Here is a 19343-nt window from a genome sequence, read left to right as displayed (position 1 = left end):
CGCGGCGCGATCTCGTTCTGCGAAAACGCATGCACCGTCTCGCGGATCGCATCCGCGGTCTCGCCGAGATCGAAGTTGAACATCCTGTGGGCGTTGGGGATCATGGCCGCCTCCCGGCGAATTAAACGTTGTTTCAAACAGCCTTATTCTTTGAGGATACGCTTGTCACGAGGCGAATGCGCCGGGCCGCCCAAGGCCGGGGACCGGTGCCGATGTGGCCAAATGCACCCAACTCGTCCTTGCGCCGGCGCACGGCTCGGGATGTAATAGGGTAAAACATCGCCCCTCCGGCATGCTTCGGCGGGGGAACAGTCAGGGAGATGCCCATGCACGGAACCATCGATCTCGCCGAAGATTCCCATCTGCGCGCCGCGCGCGACAGGGCTCAGTCGATTCCGCTCGGTGATTTCGACGTCAGCCATCCCGAACTATTCAAGACCGATTCATTCTGGCCGTATTTCGATCGGCTGCGCCGGGAAGAGCCGGTGCATTACTGCAAGGACAGCATGTTCGGGCCGTATTGGTCGGTAACCAAATACAACGACATCATGGACATCGAGACCAATCATGCGGTGTTCTCGTCGGCGGCTTCGCTTGGCGGCATCACCATCCGCGACGTCGCGCCGGACCTGCGCCGTGAAAGCTTCATCGCCATGGACCAGCCGCGCCACTCCGCGCAGCGCAAGACGGTGGCGCCGATGTTCACGCCGACGCATCTGGACCAGCTCGCGATCAACATTCGCAAGCGTTCGGCCGAATGCCTCGACAACCTTCCGAAAAACGACGTGTTCGACTGGGTCGACCAGGTCTCGATCGAGCTCACCACGCAGATGCTCGCCGTGCTGTTCGACTTCCCCTGGGAGGACCGCCGCAAGCTGACGCGCTGGTCCGACGTCGCGACCACACTTCCCGGCCCCGGCGGCCTCGTCGCCACCGAGGAGGAGCGGCAGGCGGAGCTGATGGAATGTGCGACCTATTTCGCTCGCCTCTGGAAGGAGCGCATCAACCAGCCGCCGAAGAGCGACCTCTTGTCGATGATGGCGCACAGCGACGCCACCCGCGACATGGACCCGAAGAATTTTCTCGGCAATCTGATCCTGTTGATCGTGGGCGGCAACGACACCACCCGCAACACGCTGTCTGGCAGCGTCTACGCGCTGAACAAGAATCCGGACCAGTACCGCAAGCTGCGCGACAATCCGGAGCTGATCGACAGTTTCGTCCCCGAGGTGATCCGCTGGCAGACGCCGCTGGCGCATATGCGCCGCACCGCGCTCGAAGACATCGAGTTCCGCGGCAAGCAGATCAAGAAGGGCGACAAGGTCGTGATGTGGTACGTCTCGGGCAACCGCGACGAGGACGTGATCGACCGTCCCTACGAATTCATCATCGACCGCGCCCGGCCGCGCACCCACGTTTCCTTCGGCTTCGGCATCCACCGCTGCGTCGGAATCCGGCTCGCCGAGCTGCAACTCAAGATTATCTGGGAAGAAATTCTCAAGCGTTTCGAGAATATTGAGATGGTCGCCGAACCCAAGCGGGTGTATTCGAGTTTTGTCAAAGGCTACGAGACCCTGCCGGTCCGGATCGCCGGCTAAATCCTGGCATTTGCGCCCTATCACCTGGGATAATCAAAATGAACGTCCAGACCGGCATCAGAGCCGACAAGAAAGAACTCCTGCGCGCCGCGCGCGAGGAGGCCTATTCGACGCCGCTCAGGGATTTTCATCCCGGTGCGCCAAAGCTGTTCCAGAACGACACGCTGTGGCCGTGGTTCGAGCGGCTGCGCAAGGAAGAGCCGGTGCATTACTGCACCAACGCGCCGATCGAGCCCTATTGGTCGGTGACCAAATACAACGACATCATGCATGTCGATACCAACCACGGCATCTTCTCGTCCGACTCGACACTCGGCGGCATCTCGATCCGTGACGTGCCGCCCGGCTACGACTATCCGAGCTTCATCGCGATGGATCAGCCGCGGCACTCGGCGCAGCGCAAGACGGTGTCGCCGATGTTCACGCCGACGCATCTGGACGAGCTGGCAAAGCTGATCCGCGAGCGCTCGCAAAAGGTGCTGGACAATCTGCCGCGCAACGAGACCTTCAACTTCGTCGAGCGCGTCTCGATCGAACTGACCACGCAGATGCTGGCGACGTTGTTCGATTTCCCCTGGGAGGAGCGGCGCAAGCTGACGCGCTGGTCCGACGTCTCGACCGCACTGCCCAAGAGCGGCGTCGTGGAATCGCCGGAGCAGCGGCGCCAGGAGATGGATGAGTGCTACGCCTATTTCTCCAAACTCTGGAACGAGCGCGTCAACGCACCGCCGCGCAACGACCTGTTGTCGATGATGGCGCATAGCGACGCGACCCGGCACATGGACCCCGACAATCTGATGGGCAACATCATCCTGCTGATCGTCGGCGGCAACGACACCACCCGCAACACCATGAGCGGCTCGGTGCTGGCGCTGAACGAGCACCCGGACCAGTACCAGAAGCTGCGCGACAATCCCGCGCTGATCGATTCCATGGTGCCGGAAGTGATCCGCTGGCAGACGCCGCTCGCCCATATGCGCCGCACCGCTCTCGTCGACACCGAGATCCGCGGCAAGAAGATCAGGAAGGGTGACCGCGTCGTGATGTGGTACGTCTCGGGCAACCGCGACGAGGAAGGCATCGAGCGTCCCGACGAGTTCATCATCGACCGCGCACGCCCGCGTACCCATCTGTCGTTCGGCTTCGGCATCCACCGCTGCGTCGGCATGCGGCTCGCCGAGCTGCAGCTCAAGATCGTTTGGCAGGAAATGCTGAAACGCTTCGACCGCATCGAGGTGGTCGGCGAACCGAAGCGGGTCTATTCCCCCTTCGTGCGCGGCATCGAGCAGCTCCCGGTCCGCATTCCCGGGTGAGCGCGCGCTCACCCCGCGGCCATCAATCCTGAATGGTCGGCGGACGTCTGCTCCGGCAAAAGAGCTGTTGCACGCTATTCGGGGGAAATCGCCAGATTTTCGAGGGGGGCCGTCAGGCGGCAAATAAGTCCGCTTGATTCATACGACACTTCCACGGAGCCTCCGAAATCGTCCTGCAGCACCCGGGAAATCAGGCGCGAGCCAAAGCCCACACCAGCGGGCTCCGACGCAGGCGGGCCACCGAATTCCCGCCAGACGAAAACGAATTTTGGCTCACCCTCCTGATCTTCGGATCTCCATGCAATCGACACGTGGCCGCTCGCCACAGTCAAAGCGCCATACTTCAAGGCGTTGGTGGCAAGTTCGTGGATGGCCAGGGACAGAGCGAGGGCCTGTCGGGATTTGACAATAAGTGGCGGACCCGAAACCTTAAACCGGCCTTCATCCGTTTTATAAGGAATCAGGGCGGTGCTGATCACATCCTGCAGGGGCGCTGCAGCCCAATTTGCGGCGGTAAGCAGGTCGTGCGCTCGCGCGAACGCAGCCAGTCGTCCCTGATATTTTTCGAGATCGGCTTTGCTCGCTTCGTCGCGAAATGTCTGAGTGGCCACGGCACCAAGCACGGTAAGGGTGTTCTTGACGCGATGCTTCAGCTCTTCATTGATGAGGTTCAGCGCTTCCCTTGCCATGTGCTCGGACGTGACATCTTTGCAGACGACAAGCACGCCGCCCACTTTGCCTTCGAAATCGATCGGACCAAAGCTATAGGTCCACCACACATCCTCGCGACGGCCGTGACGCGTTACCGGTACCAGTTGGTCCTCATGCCAGGTCGCCCCGTTGCCTGCCATGACGTACGCGATCTGGGGGCCGATGATGTCCCATATCTCATCCCAACAATCGCGGCCCCTCGCTCCCAGAGCGCTTGGACGCCTTTCGGGGCCCATCGTCTCGCGGTATGCATCGTTATAGAACTGGATGAGTTCCGGTCCCCACCAGATGAACATCGGGTGACGCGAGGTGAGAACGAGCCGCACCGTGACCCGAAGGCTTTGCGGCCATGTTTCCGGAGAGCCGAGCGGCGTTTTTGACCAGTCGAATCCCCTCGTCAAGGCGCCCATCTCGCCGCCGCCCGCCAGGAAGTCGCCGACTATTTCCCCGTCCATACGCGCGCGACCTCACTCAGACACCCGTCGCCAAGCCTAACGCCACAGTTCAGCAAAGTGCAATGTTCCCTTTGGGGTCAATTTCTGACTCGTGAGGCTTGGACTTGGCAAAGACAAACCGTAGCAAGGTCTCATCGCAGCGGCGCGGGTGATCCGCGCCCGCGGGCTAGGCGATCTCGCCGCGGCGCGTTATTCTTTTTCCACTCCACGTTGTCTCGGCTGCATCACACTGGTGACTTATGGACAACGATCCCTCACAGATCCCCGTCGAGCCGATTCCATTCGAGCACGGCGTGACCCACTTTGCGCAGGGCCTCGCCAGAGGGCAGGCCAAGATCGTCGCGATCGGCTCGTCGACGACGGCGGGTAGAGGCGATATCGCGGCCTATCCGGGGCGGCTGCTGTCGTTCCTCCAGAACGACTATCCGAAGGCTAACATCGCCATGGTCAACAAGGGAATCGGCGGCCAGGAAGCGCCGATCGAGCTTCAACGGTTCGATACCGACGTCATCGCCGAGAAGCCCGATCTGGTGATCTGGCAGGTCGGAACGAATGCGGTCTGGCAAAGCCCGGACCAGCATCCTCCCTCCTTCAACGAAACCACCGGGGCCATCCGCGATGGTCTGGTCAGGCTGCACGACGAAACGCAGGCCGACGTCATCGTGATGGACCTCCAATACGTGCCGGCGGTGCTGACGCCGGCCAAGAAGGACAAAGCGATCGCGATGGTCGAGGCGGTCAGCGAACTGGCGCGGGACGCCGGCGTCAATGTGTTCCGCCGCTTCGCATTCATGAAGGGCTTGTATCAGGTTGAGCAGGTCTCGTTCGACCGGATGGTCGACCCGACCGATGAGCACAGGCTGCACGACAGCGACTGGGTCACGCATCGTGTGGCGTGGGCGATGAAGCTCGCGATCGTCGGCGGCGTCGACAAGGCACGGTCATCGGTAGCCGCGAACATCAGCTAGGGCGTTTTTCCGAAAATACCTCGATGTCTTCGCTTCCACTGAGCTAACAGCAATCGTTTCAGCAAGCCTGCGCCGCCCTATACAATTGCGGCATGACAGCTGTAGCCAGATGAGAATGCCGGGCTGGCCGCATTTGTTCTAAGCCAATCTCCGGCCCTCACATCGGCTCAGGCGAGCTTGATGTCCCAGAGGCCCTCTTCGCGGCAGGCGACAAGTTCGCTGCGTAGAAGCTCGCTCACAAGCGTGATGGCAGTCGAGCCGGGATGGTCGATGGGAGACGCAAGGGTCAGTTCGCGCATCGGCGACGGTTTTGATATCGCGGCCGTTTCCAGCCGGCCGGAGGCTACTTCATGGCGCACCGAGGAAGGCGGCAACAGCGTGTACCCCAACCCTTCCTCGACCAGGCTGGTTAGCACCCGAAACGAGTCCGCTTCCAGCTTGATGTCGAGCTTGATTTTCTTCTTCGCCGCCGCCTGCTCGATCAGCGCCCGGAGCCCGTGCGAATGACTGGGCAACACCAGCCGCTGCCGCAGCAGCCAGCCGATATCGACTTGCTTCCTTTGCGACAGCCCGCTGCCGCGCGGCCCCACGGCGACGATGGGATCGCGGCCGAGGCTCTGCACGGTCAGATGCAGGTCGCTCGACGGCCCGTAGATCAGCGCCAGATCCATCTCGCCGCGGTGCAGCCATTCCATCAAATGGCCGCTGTAGCTCTCGACGATGCAGAGCGAAATGCCCGGATATGTGTCGACGGTGCGCCGGGCGAGCCGCGCCGAAATCACGCAGCTCACGGTCGGCACCAGCCCGAGCACCACACGGCCCGACGGCGGGCCGCCGGCGGACTGGATCTCGTCGCGCACCTGGTCGATCTGGCGGACGATGCCCGCCGTGCGCGCCAGCAGCAGGCGGCCGGCGTCGGTCAGCACCATGCCGCGGCCGTTCCGGGTAAACAGATCGGCGCGCAATTCATGCTCGAGCAGCTTGATCTGGCGGCTGAGCGCCGGCTGCGCCACCCGCAGCGTGTCGGAGGCTTTGCTGAGGCTGCCGAGCTCCGCCACGCAACTGAAGGTCCTGAGCTGCCTGATATCCATCGCTTGCCAATCTTCGAAGGCAGGTTCATACGCTATAACAATTCAGCATAGGAGACCGGCGGTGGTTTCACAACCGACCACCGTCAGGCAATTGACATCCCCCACCATCCATCGCCAGAAAAACCAATGACCGCACAAGAACAACAAGACGAATTCCACGACATCCGCGACGCCGTCGCAAAACTCTGCGCCCAGTTCCCCGGCGAATACTGGCGCAAGCTCGACCGCCAGATGGCGTACCCGAAGGAGTTCGTCGACGCGCTGACGGAGGCCGGCTACCTCTCGGTGCTGATCCCCGAGGAGTATGGCGGCTCCGGGCTGAAGCTGTCCGCGGCGGCCGCGATCCTGGAAGAGATCCAGCGGGCGGGATGCAATGGCGGCGGCTGCCACGCCCAGATGTACACGATGGGCACCGTGCTGCGGCACGGCAACGACGCCCAGAAGGCGAAATACCTGCCCGGGATCGCCAGCGGCAAATTGCGGCTGCAGGCCTTCGGTGTCACCGAGCCGACCAGCGGCACCGACACCTCCTCGCTGAAGACCGTCGCCAAGCGTGACGGCGACCACTACATCGTCAACGGCCAGAAGATCTGGACCAGCCGCGCCGAACATTCCGACCTGATGATCCTGCTCGCGCGCACCACGCCGAAAGAGCAGGCCAAGAAGCGCACCGATGGGCTGTCGGTGTTCATCGTCGACATGCGCGAGGCGAAGGGCAACGGCCTCGAAATCCGTCCGATCCGCACCATGATGAACCACGCGACCACCGAAGTGTTCTTCACCGACATGCGGGTGCCCGCCGAAAACCTGATCGGCAACGAAGGCAAGGGGTTCCGCTACATTCTGTCAGGCATGAACGCCGAGCGCATTTTGATCGCGGCCGAATGCATCGGCGACGCCAAATGGTTCATCGCCAAAGCAACCGCCTACGCCAAGGAGCGCGCCGTGTTCGGCCGGCCGATCGGCATGAATCAAGGCATCCAGTTCCCGATCGCGAAGGCCTACGCCGCGATGCGCGCGGCCGAGTTGATGGTGAAGGAAGCCACGCGCAAATATGAGGCGGGGCTCGATTGCGGCGCGGAAGCCAACATGGCCAAGATGCTGGCGGCGGACGCCTCCTGGGAGGCGGCCAATGCCTGCGTGCAGACCCATGGCGGCTTCGGCTTTGCGGAAGAATACGACGTCGAGCGCAAGTTCCGCGAAACGCGGCTGTATCAAGTTGCGCCGATCTCGACCAATCTGATCCTGTCCTACGTCGCCGAGCATGTGCTCGGCCTGCCCCGCTCCTACTGAGAAAAACGATGTTGCCGTTAGAGGGATTGATCGTCGTCTCCGTCGAACAGGCGGTCGCAGCACCATTTTGCAGCTCCAGGCTTGCCGATGCCGGCGCGCATGTCGTCAAGGTCGAACGCCCCGAGGGCGATTTCGCGCGCGGCTATGACGCCGCGGCTAAAGGCCAGAGCAGCTATTTCGTCTGGCTCAACCGCGGCAAGAATTCGGTGGTGATCGATCTCGCCACCAAGGAAGGCCGCGCCGCGCTCGAAGAGCTGATCGCGAGCGCCGACGTGCTGCTGCAGAACCTCAAGCCCGGTTCGATGGACAAGCTCGGCTTTTCGCTGGAGCGCTTACGAAAAGATTATCCGGCGCTGATCTGCTGCACCATCTCGGGCTATGGCGACGAAGGCCCCTATGCCGATCGCAAGGCCTACGATCTCCTGATCCAGGCCGAAAGCGGACTTGCCTCGATCACCGGCGGCCCCGAGGGCCCGTCGCGGGTCGGCATCTCCGTGGTCGATATCGCGACCGGCGCCACCGCGCATGCGTCGATTCTCGAGGCGCTGATCGCTCGCGGCCGCACCGGCAACGGCGCCGACATCCGGATCTCGATGTTCGACGTGATGGCCGACTGGATGGCGGTGCCGCTGATCAATTCGGAAGCCGGCAATCCGCCGAAGCGGATGGCGCTGGCCCATCCCTCGATCGCGCCCTATGGCGTGTTCAATTCAAAGGACGGCAAAGGCATCCTGATCTCGATCCAGAGCGAGCGCGAGTGGAAGAAGCTCTGCGCCGAGGTGCTGGATCAACCCGATCTGCCGAACGACCCGCGCTTCGCCAACATGGTCGAGCGCGTGCGCAACCGCTCACTCACCGACAAGACGGTCGCCGACAGTTTTGCGGCCATGAATCGCGTCGATCTTCTCAAGCGCCTGGACGCCGCTGATATCGCGTTTGCCGAGGTGAACACCATGGCCGACCTGTCAGTGCATCCGCATCTGCGCCGCATCGAGGTCGATACGCCGAACGGCAAGGTGAGCTACGCCGCGCCCGCCGCGATCTTTGTCGGCGAGGAGCGGCACTATGGCGCCGTGCCCGCCATCGGCGACCATGTTGAATTGCCCAAAGCTCCCCGTGCCAAGAGCCGCCAGTCATGACAGAAGCCGTTGAAAAACTCGACCTCGACCATCTGCGCCAGTGGATCGGCCGCAGCACGGAAGCGACCGACGTCGTCACCGCGCAACTGGTGAAGGGCCTGCGCGCGACGTTGTTCCAGGACATCGGCGAACCCGCGAAAGGCGACGCCGCGCCGTGGACCACGCATTGGTGCCTGGCGCAGCCGGTGTTTCCGATGTCGCAGCTCGGCCCCGACGGCCACCCGACCCGCGGCGGTTTTCTGCCGCCGGTGCCGCTGCCGCGCCGGATGTGGGCCGGCGGCGAAATCGAATTTATCGCGCCCTTGCGCGTCGGCGATGAATCGACGCGCGCCTCGCGGATCTCAGATGTGACGATGAAGACCGGCTCGACCGGCGTGCTCTGCTTCGTCTCCGTCGAACACACGATCACGACGCCGCGCGGGGTTGCGATCCGCGAACGGCAGGACATCGTCTACCGCGACATGGGCGGCGCGGCCCCTTCTTCGTCGCCCAAGGCGCCTCCGCCCGTCGCAAAACATCGCGAAAGCCATGTCAGCGATCCCGTGCTGCTGTTTCGCTATTCGGCCCTGACCTTCAACGGCCACCGCATCCATTACGACCGCGATTACGTCACCAAGGTCGAAGGCTATCCGGGCCTGATCTTCCATGGTCCCTTGCAGGCGGCGCTGATCGTCGAGTTCGCCGCAAAGCTTCACGGCGACTCGGCGCCGAAGAAGTTCAGCTATCGCGGCGTGCAGCCGCTGTTCGAAGGCACCGAGTTCTCAATCAACGCCAATGAAACCAGCACCGGCATGGAATTGTGGATCGCGAACGCCGAGGGACAGCCGACCATGAAGGGCACGGCGACGTGGTGATGTTTCACCGTCATTGCCTGCGACAAACGCGAAGCGTTTGCGCAAGGGAGCGCAGCGAAGCAATCCATCTATCCCCGCGTTGAAGCATGGATTGCTTCGCTGCGCTCGCAATGACGGAACACTAATCGAGTTGGGAGTCTGCTGATGTCGTCCCGCAAACCAGCCAAAGCCGCCACCACCACCGTCAAGGACGCCACCTTCGGCCTGCTCCGCGCCTTCGGCATCAAGCGCGTGTTCGGCAATCCCGGCTCGACCGAATTGCCGTTCCTCAGCGACTGGCCCGACGACATCGATTACGTACTTGGCCTGCAGGAAGCCTCCGTCGTCGGTATGGCCGATGGTTACGCGCAGGCCACCCGCAACGCCGGCTTCGTCAATTTGCATTCCGGCGCCGGCGTCGGCAATGCGCTCGGCAATATCTACACCGCCCACCGCAACCAGACGCCGCTCGTTATCACCGCCGGCCAGCAGGCCCGCTCGATCCTGCCGCTGCAGGCCTTTCTCTATGCCGAGCGCGCTTCCGAATTTCCGCGACCCTATGTCAAATACAGCGTCGAGCCGGCGCGCGCCGAAGACGTGCCGGCGGCGATCGCGCGCGCCTATTACGTCGCGATGCAGCCGCCCTGCGGGCCGACCTTCGTCTCGATCCCGATCGACGACTGGACGCGCCCGACGCAGCCGATCGAAGCCCGCCGCGTCAGCCGCGAACTCGGCCCCGATCCGGAGGCGATGAAGGCCTTGGTAGCCGCGCTCGCGGCGAGCAAGCGCCCTGCCCTCGTCGTCGGCCCCGGCGTCGACCGCGCCGCGGCCGTCGATCTGATGGTGCGGGTCGCGGAGAAGACGAAGGCCGCTGTATGGGTCAGCCCGTTCTCGGCGCGCTGTTCGTTCCCGGAACGGCATCCGCAGTTTTCCGGCTTCCTGCACGCCTCGCCGGGGCAGCTATCGGACGCGCTGCGCGATCATGACCTCGTGGTGGCGATCGGCGCGCCGGTGTTCACCTTCCATGTCGAGGGCCATGCCGCGATCTTTGACGGCGCCACCACGATCTTCCAGATCACCGACGACCCGGACGCCGCCGCCGTCACGCCGTCCGGCGCCAGCATCATCGCCACCATGAAGCCGGCGCTTTCGATGCTGCTCGACCTGCTTCCGGAATCAAAGCGCGCCATGCCTGCGGGCCGCGTGCTGCCGCCGGCACCTGCAGCCGCCGATCCGCTTCCGGTCGAATTCCTGCTGCACGCGCTGTCTGAAGCCATGCCCGCCAATGCGGTGCTGGTGGAGGAAGCGCCCTCGCATCGCCCGGCGATGCAAAAATTCATGCCGATGCGCGGCCAGGACAGCTTTTACACCATGGCGAGCGGCGGCCTCGGCTACGGCCTGCCCGCCGCCGTCGGCATGGCGCTGGGACGTCCCGGCGTCCGCACCGTCTGCCTGATCGGCGACGGCTCGGCGATGTATTCGATCCAGGCGCTGTGGACCGCGGCCCGGCGCAAGCTGCCGCTCACGGTCGTCGTCATCAACAACGCCGGCTACGGCGCGATGCGGTCGTTCAGCCAGGTGATGCAGGTGCGCAACGTGCCGGGGCTTGAGCTGCCCGGCATCGATTTCGTCAAGCTCGCCGAAGGCATGGGCTGCCACGCCGCGCGGGTGACGAAATCATCCGAACTCGCGGGCGCACTCAGCCATGGCCTTTCGCATGACGGCACCAGCCTGATCGAGGTGATGGTGGATTCGGCCGTGCCGCTGCTCTACGCGCAGAAGGGTTGAAGCCAAGACACTCTCCACGTCATTGCGAGCGAAGCGAAGCAATCCATGCTTCCGCTTGCTGCACTATGGATTGCTTCGTCGCTTCGCTCCCTTGCGCAAACGCTTCGCGTTTGTCGCAGGCAACGACGTGGAAAGAACTGTCGCTGCTCTACGCGCAGAACAGCTAGCCCCGGCCTAAGGCGCGCGCTGCGGCGATTTCGTTCGCAAGTCGGCCATAGTCGGCCCAGACCAGATACAGGAACAGCGGTGGCTCCTGCTGCGCCTGCAGCAGTTGCGCGTAGCGCTCCCTGGCGCCCTTCATCTCCCACCATTTCTGGGCCGACATCGCAATTCGTCGGAAGTGGTTGAGCGTTCCTGAAAATTTTCGGCGGTCGGCCCCGGCAAGGCCGGCGCAATGGTTGAGCCAGTTGAATCCGGCAATGACGGCAATCGCCAGATCGCTCATCGTATTGCCGGTGAATTCGATCACCGTTTCATCGTGCGGCAACTGGCGAAGATAAGCGTCCAGTATCGCCGGTTGCGAGTCAGGCTCGGCGAGCAGCCTGAATTCGCCCCGCGGCACCGTCAGCAGATAGCGCACGGCCTCCAGCCGCGTGTGGTTGCAGACCTGGTCCTTGTCGGCGCCAGCATCCGACGCGGTCCGCTTGCAGGCCGGATAGACCCATTTTCCGTTGTCGGCGTCATCGAGATATCGCCTGCCCCGCGTCTCGATATCAGCGATCAGCGCATGGGGCGCATCCGGCGTCGCCGGAGCTTTTCCGAATGGCCAGGCAAACCAGCTCATGAAACCTCTTCTTGATTCAAAGGCCCGACAATTCGTCTGCAAGTTCCGCACGCGGCACTACTTGACGGCCCTCTACGCTCGCACGAGAATTCAGCATGGAGCAACCCTGGAGTGAATGTCATGAAACAGCCAAGTCTTGGAAGAGCTGCCCTCGCCGTCTCTGTCTTCACATGCGCGACCATGCTCTCATTCGGCTGGAGCGAACCAAAGGGCATTTCGCTGTCTATCGAGCGTGCGCAGGCACAGATGAGCGACCCCTACACCCCGGGCGTTACCCGACGGCAGGCGCGGCGAGCCGCGGCCGGTGCCGCCGCGGTGGGCGCCGGTGCGGTCGCAGCCGGAGCGACCGCCACCTATTACGGCGGGGGCGGCCCCTACGCCTATTACGGCGGCGACGCCGGCGGCGGCCCCTATGGCTATTACGGCGGCCCGGGCGCATGGAGCCAGGACTACGCGGCGCGCAACGGCATCATCTGCCAGCCCGGCACAATGGTCCGCCTCGAAGACGGCCTGATGCACCGCTGCCAGTAAAAGAGATTTTCGGGAACGGCGGCCGAAGGGCCGCCCTTCTCGCTACGCAACTCTATTGAGAAAATTCGTAGCCCGGATCGATCCAACGGGTCGCGCGAATGCGCGCCCGATGAGGCGCAATCCAGGATCCAACCATCCGCCCGGCAACCAGCGCATGAGGGGCATCCTGCGTCGCCGGATTTTTTCTGAATGGCCAGGCAAACCAGTTCATGAAACCTCTTTTGAATCAAAGGCTGGGTACCAGTTCCGCCCGCGGCAGGCGGTATTTGCTTTGACATAGCGCAAGGGTCGGCCATGGACGCTCGCACGATAATTCGGCATGGGGCAACCTGGAGAGAAAACCATGAAACAGGCAAGTCTGGGAAAAGCTGCCATCGCGGTCTCCGTCTTCGCGTGCGCGACCATGCTCTCTTTTGACTGGACCGAACAAAAGGGTGTCTCGCTATCTGTCGAGAGCGCGCAGGCACGGGTCGGTCGTCCGCTGACCCCTGTCAGCGTCGCAGGCGTTGCCCGTCGGCAGGGACGGCGGGCCGCAATCGGTGCAGCCGCGGTAGGCGCCGGTGTGGTGGGCGCCGGCGTTGCGGCAGCCGGCTATTATGGAGCTACGGCCCCGTACTACGGAGGCGGCGGCCCCTACGCCTACTATGGTGGCCAGGACTACGCGACGCGCAATGGATTCGTCTGCCAGCCCGGCACTCTCGTCCGCATGGACGACGGCCTGATGCACCGCTGCCAGTAAGAGAGGGAATCGGGAAAGGCGGCCGAAGGGCCGCCCTTCTCGCAACGCTGTTTCCCGTAAGCTTCCGGCATCTGACGCGAAGTTTCTCTCCTCCGTCATTGCGAGGAGCGAAGCGACGAAGCAATCCATGCCTCCGCTTGCTGCGCTATGGATTGCTTCGCTTCGCTCGCAATGACGGGGGAGAGGTTCGTGCGCCCTCACCTCACTTCCCGTAGGCTTCCCGCATCTTCGCCTGGATCTTCGCCATGCCCGATATCCAGCGGTCGTAATTCTCGGTCTTCTTGCGCATGTAGCCGAGCACCTGCGGGTGCGGCAGGATCACAAAGGTTTCCTCTTCCAGTCCTTTCAGCACATCCTGCGCCACCTGCTCCGGCGAAAGATCGCCGTCGCCGGATTGCGGGCCCTTCGGGATCGAGCGCAGCATGTTGGTATCGACGCCCTGCGGGCAGAGGATCGAAACCTTGATGTTGTCGGCCTTGTGCGAGATCGCGAGGTTCTCGGCAAAGCCGACCGCGGCATGCTTGGTGGTCGAATAGGCCGGGCTGCCAACCTGCGACAGCAATCCCGCCGCCGAAATCGTGTTGAGGAAATAGCCACCGCCGCGCGCCTTCATGCGCGGAATCAGGTGGCGCGCGGCGTAGACATGCGCCATGACATGAACGGCCCAGCTTCGCTGCCACGGTTCGTCGGAGTTTCCGCCGGCATTCACCGACAGCGGATCGAAACCCCCGCCGATGCCGGCATTGGAGCAGAACAGCGCAATCGGGCCGAATTGATGCTCGGTCTCCTCGATGACGTGATGGACGTCCTTCTCCTTCCCCACATCGCATTTGAAGGCCGCCCCACCGATCGGAGTGGCGACGGCTCGCGCGGCATCGGGATCGATATCGGCGACAACGACCTTGGCTGCGCCTGCACGATGGAAGGCCTCGCACATCGCCTTCCCGATGCCGTTGCCGCCACCGGTGACAACCACGACTTTGCCCGTTACCTGCATGGCCGTCTCTCCCCTTGTTTTTGGTCTCTTACGTCAGAACCATATCAAGGATAGCCGTATAGTGGCAGGCCGCGCCGAGCAAGACGAAGCCATGCCAGATCGCGTTCTGGAAACGCAGCCGCTGCCAGGCGTGGAAGATCACGCCGGAGGTATACAGCACACCGCCTGCGAGCGTGAAACCCAGCGTCAGGGTTGGCAGCTTCTCCACCACGGCGTCATAGAGCATCATGCCGCTCCAGCCCATGGCGAGGTAAAGTCCGGTCGCCAGCCGGTCGTACCGGCCCGGCCGTGCGATCTTCAGCACGATGCCGACGATCGCCAAACACCACACCCCGATCAGAAGCGCGATAGCGAGGGTGCTTTCCTTCAGTTGCATGATGAACGGCGTGTAGGTCGCCGCGATCAGCAGATAGATCGCGGAATGATCGAAGCGGCGCAGCACCCATTTGGCGCGCGAGACCGGCCACAGATTATAGGTCGCCGACAGCACCAGCATCGCCAGCAGGCCCGCGACATAGACCGATATGGCGGCGATATCGACGGCGGTGGCATAGACAGCGGTCAACACGATCAGCGCGGTGGCGGCCACCAGGCCAAAACACACGCCGACGATATGCACGACGCCGTCGGCGATCAGTTCGGCGCGGTCGTAGTTCCAGTGCATGGCGTCGGCCGCCGCATGGAAGGAAGTCGAGGCGATTTGCTTCAGTCTGAAAATGGTCATGCAGGCCTGCGGCAGATGATGAGGGAGCGACCGACGGAGCCTGTCATCGGGCGCGCGTTCGCGCAACCCGGTGGCAGAATATGACGAAAGCTTGATTTCGGCCCGCCAATCGCCACTTTTCCTGTGATTACCCCACCAAAGCCTCTCTCGCACCGAGCCTTCCGCACCCCCCATGGCCCCCAGTTTTTCAGACATCGTCGAGGAAGCGCGCCTGTCGGCGCGGGCGCTTCTCGATTACGGCGACAGCTTCTTCCATCCGACGGTGCGGCTCGGCGTCACCGGCCTGTCACGCGCCGGCAAGACCGTGTTCATCACGGCGCTGATCCACGGCCTGACCCGCGGCGGAAGGTTTCCAATATTCGAGCCGTACGCCACCGGGAGGATCGCCCGCGCCCGGCTGGAGCCGCAGCCGGACGATGCGGTGCCGCGCTTCGATTATGAGAACCACGTTCGCACCCTGATCGAGGAGCGGCGCTGGCCGAACTCGACCGTCGACATCAGCGAACTGCGCCTCGTCATCGACTACCAGCGGCAGAACGGCGCGGACCGTACGCTCACCATCGACATCGTCGATTACCCCGGCGAGTGGCTGCTGGATCTGCCGCTGCTCAACAAGAGTTTTGAGCAATGGTCGGCCGAGAGTCTTGCGCTGTCGCGCGAAGGCCCGCGCGCGAAACTCGCCGCGCCCTGGCACGAACATCTGAAGACGCTTCACCCCGAAGGCCGCGAGGACGAACAGGCGACCCGCATGGCGGCAAGGCTGTTCACGGGTTATCTGCGCGCCTGCCGCGACGAACGTTTTGCGATGAGCCTGCTGCCGCCCGGCCGTTTCCTGATGCCGGGCAATCTCGCTGATACACCGGCGCTGACCTTTGCGCCGCTGGAAGTGGCTGCCGACGGCAGCGCGCCCGACGGTTCGCTGTGGGCAATGATGCGGCGACGCTACGAGGCCTATAAGGACGTCGTGGTGCGTCCGTTCTTCCGCGATCATTTTTCCCGCCTCGACCGGCAGATCGTGCTGGTCGATGCGCTCGCTGCGTTCAATGCCGGGCCGGAAGCGCTGCACGATCTCGAAGCTGCGCTGTCGGGCATTCTCGACTGCTTCCGCATCGGCCGCAGCACGATCCTGAGCAGCCTTTTTCGTCCCCGGATCGATCGCATTCTGTTTGCCGCCACCAAGGCCGATCATCTGCACCATCAGAGCCATGACCGGCTGGAAGCCGTGCTGCGGCGGGCGGTCGCCAAGGCGGCCGACCGCGCCGAATATGCCGGTGCGACAATCGACGTGGTCGCGCTGTCAGCAGTGCGCGCCACGCGCGAGGCGCAGGTCGCGCGTGGCCGGGAGAAGCTGCCGTCCATCATCGGCACGCCAGCGCCCGGCGAGACCGCCAATGGCGAGGCCTTCGATGGCGAGACCGAAGTCGCGACCTTTCCAGGCGACCTGCCCGCGGACCCTGAGGAACTGTTCAACGGCGGCTTTCGCGGCCTTTCCAGCACGGCTTCCGAACAGGCCGATTTCCGCTTCCTGCGCTTCCGGCCGCCGCTGCTGGAGCGCACTGCCAACGACGAGCCCGCACTGCCTCACATCCGCCTCGACCGCGCCCTCCAGTTCCTGATCGGAGACCGACTGCAATGAGCGAGAAAACGCCGCATCGGCGGCCGGCGACGTTCAAGCTCGGCGATCCCGGCGTGGTCGTGATGGGCCCGGATGAAACCGGACGCCCCGCCCGCGGCACCGTGCACATCACGCCCGAAGCCGATCCTGCGCTGTTGCCGGTACCGATCGCGACACCGCGTGTCCCGGCTCGCCGCGGCTTTCGCTGGGGAACGCTGTTCTGGTCCGCCGTCGGTGGACTGGTGCTGCTGGCCTCAGGCCTCGGCGTCGTCAACCTGATCGAGGACCTGTTCGCGCGCAGCGAAACCCTGGGCTATGTCGCGCTGGCATTCGCTGCCGCCGCGGCGCTGGCGCTGGCGGTCGTCATCGGGCGCGAAGCCTTCGGGCTGGCGCGGCTGGCGGCGATCGAAAAGCTGCATCAGCGCGCCACGGAAGTGCTGCGCAGCGACGACCGCGCCGAGAGCCGCGCCGTCGTCAACGACCTGCTCAAGCTCGCGCATCAGAACCCGCAACTGGCGCGCGCTCGCGCCGCGCTGGTGAGCCATGCCGACGACATCATCGACGGCGCTGACATGATCAAGCTCGCCGAGCGCGAATTGATGGCGCCACTCGACGAGGAAGCGCGCAGGCTGGTTTCCACGGCCGCGCAACGCGTCTCGGTCGTCACGGCGGTGAGCCCGCGCGCGCTGATCGACGTGCTGTTCGTGTTCGTCGCCGCAATGCGGCTGATCCGGCAACTGGCGCGGCTCTATGGCGGCCGGCCCGGCACGCTCGGCATGATCAGCCTGCTGCGTCACGTCATCGGCCACCTCGCCATCACCGGCGGCATGGCGGTCGGCGACAGCCTGGTGCAGCAGATGCTGGGCCACGGCATCGCGGCAAAGCTCTCGCAGCGGCTCGGCGAAGGCGTGCTCAACGGCCTCCTCACCGCACGCTTGGGTCTCGCCGCGATCGACGTGACGCGTCCACTGCCGTTTACGGCGCTGCCGCGGCCGGCGCTGTCCGATCTCGCCAAGGACCTGCTGCGCAAGCGCGACGATGAGGCTTCTACGTAGGGTGGGCAAAGGCGCACTTGCGCCGTGCCCACCACCTATCAGCGACCGACCATCTTAATGGTGGGCACGCTTCGCTTTGCCCACCCTACGGCCTTCCCACCGAAGGCCTTGGCAGCGGCACTCAAGGTCACGCCGCGTTAGACGCCTTGGTGTTGACGCCCTTCCGAAGCGCGATCGTATTGAGCTTGGTGTTGGCCGCCTTTTCCTCGTTGAGGTTGGTGGTCAGGAAGCGGACCACTTCGTCGTGACCAAGTTTCTCGGCCCATGCGATCAGCGTACCGTAGCGGCAGATCTCGTAATGCTCGACGGCCTGCGCGCCGGCGACGATCGCCGCATCCAGCACGGCCTTGTCTTCCACTTCGCCGGCCACCTCATCGGTTTCCTTGATCAGGCCGTCGATGGCGGGGCATTGGGTACCGCTCGGCTGCTTCTCGAGCTTCAGAAACACCTTGTCCAGCCGCTCGATCTGCTTGTTGGTCTCCTCCAGATGCGCCTTGAGGCCCGCGACGAGGTCGCGGTTGGTGGCTTTCTCGATCAGCTTCGGCAAGGCCTTCGTGATCTGCTGCTCGGCATAATAAATATCCTGCAGACCGTGCAGGAAGAGGTCGTCCATTGTCTTGATGTCTTGTGTAAACAGTCCCATGGCATCCTCCTGATTGAATGCCGTTAAACGTTCTCGCCGGGGCCGTTGTTCCAAAGCAGCCCTCCGGCGCCGTCGCGAGCCCAGATCGCCACGATCGCTTCGCGGACCCCGGCTTAGCCATTTTGCGATGCTGCTCGCCAAACCCCGGCCGGGTGACGTTCGCCGCCGCCCGGTCGATAGGAACAACTCGTCCTTCCCGATCTTCTCCTCATCGACCAATGCGGAGAAACTCGACGATGAAAGCGCTGGCATGGTGAAGCCGTGATCTCATGGCGCGGGTCCTGATCGGTACGTCTGGATGGCACTACGATTCCTGGCGCGGGCCATTCTTTCCCAAGGGCCTCCCCCTCAAGGAGCTATTGCCATACTACGCGGGCCAGTTTTCGACGACCGAACTCAACGGTGTGTTTTATAGAACACCCACGCCGGAAGCGGTGACGAGCTGGCGGGATCAGACCGGGCGCGACTTCATCTTTGCCTGGAAGGCATCCAAATTCATCACCCATTGGAAGCGGCTCTCAGGCAATTCGGTCAACAGCCTCGAACTGCTGGAGGATCGCCTGTCACTGCTCGGCACCAAAGCGGGGCCGATCCTGTTTCAGTTACCGCCGAACTTTAAGGTGGACGCCGACCGGCTCACATCTTTCCTGAAGCTGCTGCCGAAGAAGCGGCGCTATAGCTTCGAATTCCGGCATCCAAGCTGGTACGCACCGGAGATATTGCGACTGCTTCGGGCGCAAAACATCGCGCTGTGCATATCCGATCATCATGACGCACCCGCCCCCTGGAAGCGCACCGCCGGCTTTGTCTATGTGCGCGGACACGGTCCCACCGGCCGTTACAAAGGCCACTATCCTCAGCGGACCCTCTCGGAATGGGCTCGCCGTATCAGGTCCTGGAAGAGGCAAGGCTGCGACGTGTACGTCTATTTCGACAACGACCAGAAAAGTGCGGCGCCGGCCGATGCCAGATCCTTGCGTGAGCTGATGGGTCAGGTCTGACGCCGCAGGGCTCCTTGGAACGAGTCACCCGATCGGAGCGTTTGATCCATCAGGATCAATTCGAT

General features: G+C 63.4%; 19 protein-coding genes. 12 read left to right on the top strand and 7 right to left on the bottom strand.

What is annotated here, in order from left to right; genetic code table 11:
• The first annotated feature begins 326 nt into the window (after positions 1–326).
• Together JQ624_RS16705 and JQ624_RS16700 are read left to right on the top strand one after the other, a co-directional pair.
• On the top strand, positions 327–1598 hold the full coding sequence (locus JQ624_RS16705; RefSeq protein WP_212419983.1) for a cytochrome P450: 1272 nt from the start codon (positions 327–329) through the stop codon (positions 1596–1598).
• 38 nt (positions 1599–1636) lie between these two features.
• A complete protein-coding gene (locus JQ624_RS16700) occupies positions 1637–2911 on the top strand; it encodes a cytochrome P450 (protein ID WP_212419982.1) in 1275 nt (424 codons plus the stop codon).
• 74 nt (positions 2912–2985) lie between these two features.
• Here the strand turns inward: JQ624_RS16700 and JQ624_RS16695 are convergent, their stop codons facing one another.
• Positions 2986–4077: a sensor histidine kinase gene (locus JQ624_RS16695; protein ID WP_212419981.1), complete on the bottom strand. Its 1092-nt coding sequence runs from the start codon at positions 4075–4077 to the stop codon at positions 2986–2988.
• Between the two features lie 293 nt (positions 4078–4370).
• Here JQ624_RS16695 and JQ624_RS16690 point away from each other — a divergent pair, with 293 nt between their 5' ends.
• Positions 4371–5045 carry a GDSL-type esterase/lipase family protein gene (locus JQ624_RS16690; protein WP_312014432.1) on the top strand — a complete coding sequence of 225 codons (675 nt, stop codon included), beginning with the start codon at positions 4371–4373 and terminating at the stop codon, positions 5043–5045.
• 167 nt (positions 5046–5212) lie between these two features.
• Here the strand turns inward: JQ624_RS16690 and JQ624_RS16685 are convergent, their stop codons facing one another.
• Positions 5213–6136, bottom strand: coding sequence for a LysR substrate-binding domain-containing protein (locus tag JQ624_RS16685; RefSeq protein ID WP_212419979.1), 924 nt, complete (start codon positions 6134–6136; stop codon positions 5213–5215).
• A 126-nt stretch (positions 6137–6262) separates the two neighbouring features.
• Between JQ624_RS16685 and JQ624_RS16680 the strand changes: the two genes are divergently transcribed.
• From JQ624_RS16680 to mdlC, 4 genes are all read left to right on the top strand, one after another.
• Positions 6263–7429 (top strand): acyl-CoA dehydrogenase family protein, encoded by a 1167-nt coding sequence (locus tag JQ624_RS16680; RefSeq protein ID WP_212419978.1) that lies wholly within the window; start codon positions 6263–6265, stop codon positions 7427–7429.
• Between the two features lie 8 nt (positions 7430–7437).
• Positions 7438–8568 carry a CaiB/BaiF CoA-transferase family protein gene (locus tag JQ624_RS16675; protein WP_212419977.1) on the top strand — a complete coding sequence of 377 codons (1131 nt, stop codon included), beginning with the start codon at positions 7438–7440 and terminating at the stop codon, positions 8566–8568.
• On the top strand, positions 8565–9422 hold the full coding sequence (locus JQ624_RS16670) for a MaoC family dehydratase N-terminal domain-containing protein (RefSeq protein WP_212419976.1): 858 nt from the start codon (positions 8565–8567) through the stop codon (positions 9420–9422). Before JQ624_RS16675 ends, JQ624_RS16670 begins: the two co-directional genes overlap by 4 nt.
• A 144-nt stretch (positions 9423–9566) precedes the next feature.
• Positions 9567–11189 carry a benzoylformate decarboxylase gene (mdlC, locus tag JQ624_RS16665; RefSeq protein ID WP_212419975.1) on the top strand — a complete coding sequence of 541 codons (1623 nt, stop codon included), beginning with the start codon at positions 9567–9569 and terminating at the stop codon, positions 11187–11189.
• Positions 11190–11352: 163 nt separating this feature from the next.
• Here the strand turns inward: mdlC and JQ624_RS16660 are convergent, their stop codons facing one another.
• Complete coding sequence (locus JQ624_RS16660) at positions 11353–11973, bottom strand: hypothetical protein (protein ID WP_212419974.1); 621 nt, start codon at positions 11971–11973, stop codon at positions 11353–11355.
• 120 nt (positions 11974–12093) lie between these two features.
• Here JQ624_RS16660 and JQ624_RS16655 point away from each other — a divergent pair, with 120 nt between their 5' ends.
• A complete protein-coding gene (locus JQ624_RS16655; RefSeq protein WP_212419973.1) occupies positions 12094–12504 on the top strand; it encodes a hypothetical protein in 411 nt (136 codons plus the stop codon).
• Positions 12505–12556: 52 nt separating this feature from the next.
• Here JQ624_RS16655 and JQ624_RS16650 read toward each other — a convergent pair whose 3' ends face one another.
• On the bottom strand, positions 12557–12715 hold the full coding sequence (locus JQ624_RS16650; RefSeq protein WP_212419972.1) for a hypothetical protein: 159 nt from the start codon (positions 12713–12715) through the stop codon (positions 12557–12559).
• Between the two features lie 132 nt (positions 12716–12847).
• Here JQ624_RS16650 and JQ624_RS38610 point away from each other — a divergent pair, with 132 nt between their 5' ends.
• On the top strand, positions 12848–13243 hold the full coding sequence (locus JQ624_RS38610; RefSeq protein WP_249129850.1) for a hypothetical protein: 396 nt from the start codon (positions 12848–12850) through the stop codon (positions 13241–13243).
• 202 nt (positions 13244–13445) lie between these two features.
• Here the strand turns inward: JQ624_RS38610 and JQ624_RS16640 are convergent, their stop codons facing one another.
• Both JQ624_RS16640 and trhA read right to left on the bottom strand, forming a co-directional pair.
• Positions 13446–14240 (bottom strand): SDR family oxidoreductase, encoded by a 795-nt coding sequence (locus tag JQ624_RS16640; protein WP_212419971.1) that lies wholly within the window; start codon positions 14238–14240, stop codon positions 13446–13448.
• 28 nt (positions 14241–14268) lie between these two features.
• Positions 14269–14964, bottom strand: coding sequence for a PAQR family membrane homeostasis protein TrhA (trhA, locus tag JQ624_RS16635; protein WP_212419970.1), 696 nt, complete (start codon positions 14962–14964; stop codon positions 14269–14271).
• 172 nt (positions 14965–15136) lie between these two features.
• Between trhA and JQ624_RS16630 the strand changes: the two genes are divergently transcribed.
• Complete coding sequence (locus JQ624_RS16630) at positions 15137–16600, top strand: YcjX family protein (protein ID WP_212419969.1); 1464 nt, start codon at positions 15137–15139, stop codon at positions 16598–16600.
• Positions 16597–17634 carry a YcjF family protein gene (locus JQ624_RS16625; protein ID WP_212419968.1) on the top strand — a complete coding sequence of 346 codons (1038 nt, stop codon included), beginning with the start codon at positions 16597–16599 and terminating at the stop codon, positions 17632–17634. The genes JQ624_RS16630 and JQ624_RS16625 overlap by 4 nt, the downstream gene beginning before the upstream one ends.
• 127 nt (positions 17635–17761) lie before the next feature.
• On the opposite strand, the gene JQ624_RS16620 is transcribed toward JQ624_RS16625, so the two are convergent.
• Positions 17762–18277 carry a ferritin-like domain-containing protein gene (locus JQ624_RS16620; RefSeq protein ID WP_212419967.1) on the bottom strand — a complete coding sequence of 172 codons (516 nt, stop codon included), beginning with the start codon at positions 18275–18277 and terminating at the stop codon, positions 17762–17764.
• Between the two features lie 269 nt (positions 18278–18546).
• On the opposite strand from JQ624_RS16620, the gene JQ624_RS16615 reads away from it, so the two are divergent.
• Positions 18547–19278, top strand: coding sequence for a DUF72 domain-containing protein (locus tag JQ624_RS16615; protein ID WP_212419966.1), 732 nt, complete (start codon positions 18547–18549; stop codon positions 19276–19278).
• The last annotated feature ends 65 nt before the right edge of the window (positions 19279–19343 follow it).

The organism is Bradyrhizobium sp. AUGA SZCCT0283, assembly GCF_018130385.1.
Taxonomy (GTDB): Bacteria; Pseudomonadota; Alphaproteobacteria; order Rhizobiales; family Xanthobacteraceae; genus Bradyrhizobium.
Note: the sequence above shows the minus strand (reverse complement) of the source record. Positions and strands in the feature narration are given on the sequence as shown.